This is a genomic window from Peribacillus sp. SIMBA_075, assembly GCF_046534585.1.
The window spans coordinates 1-420 of record NZ_JAWRYN010000145.1; the positions used below are offsets into that span (position 1 = coordinate 1).

General features: G+C 46.0%; 1 protein-coding gene. It reads left to right on the forward strand.

The annotated features are described in order from the left end of the window. Window positions 1-420 (forward strand): methylenetetrahydrofolate reductase (locus SB775_RS27540; protein ID WP_410864315.1); only part of this gene is annotated, 420 nt, incomplete at both ends.

The following is a 420-nucleotide window of genomic DNA, read 5'->3' on the forward strand; positions in this document are numbered from 1 at the left end:
GCACCTGTAGTAGCAAAGGAGACGATTCAAAGGCCTAAAGTGGTCCATACACATGAGAAGCGTTCGAGAGCTCATGTTACTCTCGCAGAAAAGGCAAAGGAACAAACGACAGTTGTAGTGGAATTAGATCCACCGAAAACGTTAGATACGCAGCGATTTTTTGAAGGCGCAAGAGCATTGAAAAGAGCTGGGGCAGATGCTATTACTCTAGCAGATAATTCATTAGCATCGCCTCGCATCTCGAATATGGCAATGGGGGCATTATTAACGAAGCACGATATTCCGGTATTGACGCACTTAACGTGTAGAGACCATAACGTCATTGGACTACAGTCTCACTTGCTTGGATTATCAGCATTAGGTATGGAGGAAGTGCTAGCTTTAACTGGTGATCCAGCGCGCGTTGGCGATTTCCCAGGT